General features: G+C 54.6%; 5 protein-coding genes and 1 pseudogene. 3 read left to right on the forward strand and 3 right to left on the reverse strand.

Translation table 11 applies throughout. From position 1 onward, the window contains the following. Positions 1-798 (reverse strand): annotated as a pseudogene (locus tag MVD07_RS09945) (2,3-diphosphoglycerate synthetase); the annotation flags it as partial. 145 nt (positions 799-943) lie between these two features. On the opposite strand from MVD07_RS09945, the gene MVD07_RS09950 reads away from it, so the two are divergent. Together MVD07_RS09950 and MVD07_RS09955 are read left to right on the forward strand one after the other, a co-directional pair. Next, on the forward strand, positions 944-1,123 hold the full coding sequence (locus MVD07_RS09950) for a hypothetical protein (RefSeq protein WP_297501603.1): 180 nt from the start codon (positions 944-946) through the stop codon (positions 1,121-1,123). A gap of 55 nt (positions 1,124-1,178) precedes the next feature. Further along, positions 1,179-2,051, forward strand: coding sequence for an MBL fold metallo-hydrolase (locus MVD07_RS09955; protein ID WP_297501614.1), 873 nt, complete (start codon positions 1,179-1,181; stop codon positions 2,049-2,051). A gap of 1 nt (position 2,052) precedes the next feature. Here MVD07_RS09955 and cas4 read toward each other — a convergent pair whose 3' ends face one another. Together cas4 and MVD07_RS09965 are read right to left on the reverse strand one after the other, a co-directional pair. Further along, positions 2,053-2,682 carry a CRISPR-associated protein Cas4 gene (gene cas4 / locus MVD07_RS09960; RefSeq protein WP_297501617.1) on the reverse strand — a complete coding sequence of 210 codons (630 nt, stop codon included), beginning with the start codon at positions 2,680-2,682 and terminating at the stop codon, positions 2,053-2,055. 145 nt (positions 2,683-2,827) lie between these two features. Further along, entirely contained in the window at positions 2,828-3,163 is a 336-nt protein-coding gene (locus MVD07_RS09965; protein ID WP_297501623.1) for a hypothetical protein, read from the reverse strand. 122 nt (positions 3,164-3,285) lie between these two features. On the opposite strand from MVD07_RS09965, the gene MVD07_RS09970 reads away from it, so the two are divergent. Further along, positions 3,286-4,122 carry a class I SAM-dependent methyltransferase family protein gene (locus MVD07_RS09970; RefSeq protein ID WP_297501620.1) on the forward strand — a complete coding sequence of 279 codons (837 nt, stop codon included), beginning with the start codon at positions 3,286-3,288 and terminating at the stop codon, positions 4,120-4,122. Positions 4,123-4,333: the final 211 nt, after the last annotated feature.

Here is a 4,333-nt window from a genome sequence, read left to right on the forward strand (position 1 = left end):
TACATGCTCCATCCTCTGGGTTGCTCCGACGACGGTTATGTAGCCGTCGGCCTTAACTGGAGGCATCGTAGCACCGCTCCCCTCAAAGACTATAATGTCATGGGGCAGGCTCTCGGCGAGCTTCATTCCCTCGGAGACCACGTCGAAGAAGGGGAACCCCGCCATGCCTCCTCCACAGCGGCGGCACCCTATCGTCGTTACCCCCGCCACCAGGGCGTCTTCGTAGTGGTCAGATGCAGCGTGTTCTCCCTTCAGAGTTATCTCTAGGAGAAACTCCGGGGTTAGGCTCAGCCTTTTCCCGTCAACGATCTCGGGCCTCTCCGGCCCACCGCGTCCCATCGTCACGACGACAGGATGAAAGCGTTCCTTCAGGGCCTTTGCAACGAAACTCCCCAGGGCCGTCTTTCCGACCCTCTTTCCTGTCCCTATAACCGCTATGCTCGGTTTTGAAGGCTTTAAGAGCTTTTTCGGCCTGAACTCGAAGTCGGCTCCCCTGTAGGTTACTCCCCTGAGCATGCAGAGCGACGCTATCCTGAACCTCGCCTCGTAGTCAACAACAGGCTCGTCGCTCAGGTCAACCACTTCGCTCACATCGTTCTCGGAGAGGGCTCTCCGTAGGGCCTCCAGCGGGTTGGAGGAGCGGTAAAGCTTAACCCCCAGCTCTCCCTTAAGAGTCTCCATAGCGCCTATTTTCTCCTCTCCCCCGAGGAAAACCGCACAGCATACATTCCCGAGCTTTTCAATCGCCCAGCGCGTCACAGGGGGATAGTGCTCCCCATCAATGAGGACGACCCTCACCTTTCTACCACCGTTTTGGAGGTCTCACTCCGGAATTTTAACCTTTCGGGAGTGAATGAGCTTTCCCGCCTCTCCCGGAGCAGAAGAGTTATAAAGGTAAAACTCCCACTAAACACGGCCTCTGGCCATAAAGGAGGTGTGTGAAATGGCAGAGATGGTAGTTAAGTCCAAGGTTAAGGAATTCGTCAAGGGCATTGACCCCGAGCTCAGGGTCAGCCCGGAGTTCTACGACGCCCTTGAGGAGGAGCTTAAGGGCCTCATAGAGAAGTCCGCCAGGAGAGCCAAGGCCGAGGGCAGGAAGACCCTCTACGCCAGGCACGTCTGACTTTCCCTTTTGCCAAAGTTTTTATTCTTCTTTGCGAACCTTACATGGTGGTTCGATGGGATTGAGAAAAATTGCCGATGACTTCTATCTTTACCCGGGAAGCCCCTCGACGGGTTTCAAGATCCTGGAGGATGGAGTTGTTCTCGTAGACCCGGGCCACGGAAAGGGCAGGCACAAAGATCTCCTGAGAGAGGTCAGAAAGCTGAAAAAGCCCCTTCTGGCACAGATAGCCACGCACGGGCACGCAGACCATATAACCGTCTCCAGAAAGATCGATGCCCCCCTCTACACCCACCGCTTTGAGTTTTCTATAGCAGAGAGTCCCCTCGCGAGGGAAGTCCTTACCTTCGGTTCTAAGGCACCGAGGGGGTTCCTGGCGTACTCCATCCCCGAGGAGATCAGGGTTCACGGGATATTCGAGTGGGACGATGAACTCTTCGGCCTCAAGGTGCTTGGACTGCCCGGCCATTCCCCTGGCATGAGCGGGTTCTTAAGCAGTGGGGTCATCTACGCCGGGGATTCCTTCTTCGGCGAGAAGCTTTTGGAGACCGTTGGCCTCCCCTACCTCCTTGACGTTGGGGCGTTTCTTGAGTCGCTGAAAGTTCTTGAGGAGCTCGCCCTCTCAGGGACTACTCTCGTCCCTTCCCATGGCTCGGTGGTTTCCGGGGAAGGGGCAGTTAGCCTTGTATCTGCCAACAGGAAGAGGCTTACAAGCTCAATTGACCTCGCTAGGGGGCTCCTTAGGGAGCCTCTCTCAGTTGATGAGCTAGCCTTGGCAATTATGAAGGCTCTTAACGTTGAGCCGAGCCCGAAGAAGCTTGCCCTCAACCTCGTCCCGGTAAGGGCAATCATAGCTCACCTCTACAACCTCGGTGAGATAAAAGCGGTCGCCGAGAAGGGTCTCAAGTGGGTCATCAGAAGGGACTGAACTAGGGTTCCCCATCGGGATAGCAGAGGTAGCGGTAGGGGCAGAAGCGACAGGCGTAGCTCTTCCACCCCATTGGGGGTTTGTCCTTTTCATAGGCCCTCTTCACGTTATAGAATTGCCTGAGAGTCTCCCGGAAGAGGGTTTTATCGTAGGGGACCTCAAAGGTTCTGAATTGGGGCCCCTTTATGACTGGAAAGCCCGAGAGGTCGAGCTTCCCTATGACCCTCATTGGCTCCTCGTGGAGCTTAATGTAATATAGGTATCCATACTCGGCCTCTGCCCAGCGGAGGTAGACGTTGAGCTGTGCCAGGTGGTAGTCGTAGGGGGCCTTTGGGAGGTTCGTCTTCCCCTTTATCTCTATTGGAAAGTCTCTGAAGGCGTCTATCCTTCCGTGGATTTCCAGCCCCAGCTTTTCCGACCTCAAAATGAGGTGCTTTTCAAGCTCGAAGCCGAAGCGCCTCTCCAGGATTTTCCCGAGAACCCGGTGGGTGTTAACCCCCTGGTCGAGCCTGACCTTAACGAACTCGGGCCATCTCTCGGGATAGCCCTTGAGACGGAAGTATATCCTCCTCGGGCAGGTAAGGGCCTCGCTCGCATAGAACTCAAGCAGTCCGTTGTTCCCGTCGCTCATTTTCTCCCCCCCGATGGGGCGGTTCATTGGCCCGCGAACCTCACCGCCCCTGCGTCAGCTAATACCGACGTCATCACAGTTCAGGCTGGGCAAGGGTCGTCATCCGCAGAAGGTTGTGAAGGAAAAGAGGGATTTAAACCTTCCGTCAGAGAACCATTCGCCTCTTTCTCTTTATTGAGTAGCTCAGACCGTAGGCTGGCCAGATGCTTGGGGGGCTGGAGTAGTGGTGAAGGTTGCGCAGTATCTTCTCGGCCTTCTTCTTGCTCCTGGCCCTGATCCTCAAAACACCCTCTTCAAGCTCGACAATCCCGTCCGCGAGGCGGAGCGTTATCTTCTCTCCATCCACCTCGGGCCTGGCCCTCATGAGAAGTCTTTTGTATTCCTCATAGGCTTCGTTGCTGAGCCTCTGCTCAAGAAGGGCTTCTTCATTCTTCCTAAAAATCCTCGAAAACAACCCACTATTCGGGGGCTCTTCCTCCATATCTATCATCGACCTCCGCGGTTCTTCTTTTTAAACTCTCACTCCGGTCTTTTAAGGATTTCCCATCGCCTTTTGTCGAAATGTTGGGAAGGCTTTTAAAACCTATCGTCCAAGGGGGGCTGATGAGAACTCAGGTCATAAAGCCAAGGATTAGGGAAATCCTCTCAAAGGAGCTCCCTCCTGCTCTGCTCGATCTTCTCCCAAAACACTGGGTCAGGATAGGTGACGTCGTAATCCTGCCCCTGAGGGGGGAGCTTGATCCCTACAGGGGGAGGATAGCCCAGGTTTACGCCGAAGTCCTTGGAGTAAAGACCGTCCTCAGGAAGGGGCACATCTACGGAGAAACCAGAAAACCGGACTACGAGCTCCTCTATGGCAAAGACACCGTTACGGTTCACATCGAGAACGGCGTCAAGTACAAGCTCGACGTTGCGAGAGTTATGTTCTCGCCGGCCAACGTCAAGGAGCGCGTGAGAATGGCGCAGGTTGCAAGGCCGGGAGAGCTGGTTGTTGATATGTTTGCCGGAATCGGCCACCTCAGTCTGCCTATGGCAGTTCATAAAAAGGCGCGGGTTATAGCAATCGAGAAAGACCTCTACACATTCCACTTTCTAGTTGAGAACATCTGGCTCAACGGCGTTCAGGGCCTGATGACTCCCTACAACATGGACAACCGCGACTTTCCAGGGGAGAACATAGCGGATAGGGTTCTCATGGGCTACGTTGTCACAACCCATGAGTTCATCCCCAAAGCGCTGGAGATAGCGAAGGACGAAGCGGTAATCCACTACCACAACACAGTTCCAGAGAGGCTGATGCCTGAGGAACCCTTCGCGACCTTCAAGAGGATAGCGAGGGATTACGGCTACGAGGTTGAGAAGCTCAACGAGCTGGTCATCAAACGCTACGCTCCGGGTGTATGGCACGTTGTTGTGGATGTGCGGGTTTACAAGCATTAAGCTTTTTAGGATAAGGCCTGAACTTGACGTTGCCCTCGTGGAGCACAAAAAACTCCGACTCGTGGCTAAGGTGAAGTGGGAGAACAAAATCAGGGAGCGGGACGTTCGGAAGGTGGAGGACAAGTTTGAAGAGGACGGGACGGAGGTTAACCTCCTCATAGTACCCGATAAAGGCCTACTCCCGAGGAAAATCCGAAAACGCGGAAGTCTT

It is taken from the genome of Thermococcus sp. (assembly GCF_027008145.1).
In the GTDB taxonomy this organism is placed as follows: domain Archaea; phylum Methanobacteriota_B; class Thermococci; order Thermococcales; family Thermococcaceae; genus Thermococcus.

Coding starts and splice junctions, on each gene's coding strand:
- MVD07_RS09965 (WP_297501623.1), bottom strand. CDS start 3,163: ATGGAGGAAGAGCCCCCGAATAGTGGGTTGTTTTCGAGGATTTTTAGG.
- MVD07_RS09955 (WP_297501614.1), top strand. CDS start 1,179: ATGGGATTGAGAAAAATTGCCGATGACTTCTATCTTTACCCGGGAAGC.
- MVD07_RS09970 (WP_297501620.1), top strand. CDS start 3,286: ATGAGAACTCAGGTCATAAAGCCAAGGATTAGGGAAATCCTCTCAAAG.
- cas4 (WP_297501617.1), bottom strand. CDS start 2,682: ATGAGCGACGGGAACAACGGACTGCTTGAGTTCTATGCGAGCGAGGCC.
- MVD07_RS09950 (WP_297501603.1), top strand. CDS start 944: ATGGCAGAGATGGTAGTTAAGTCCAAGGTTAAGGAATTCGTCAAGGGC.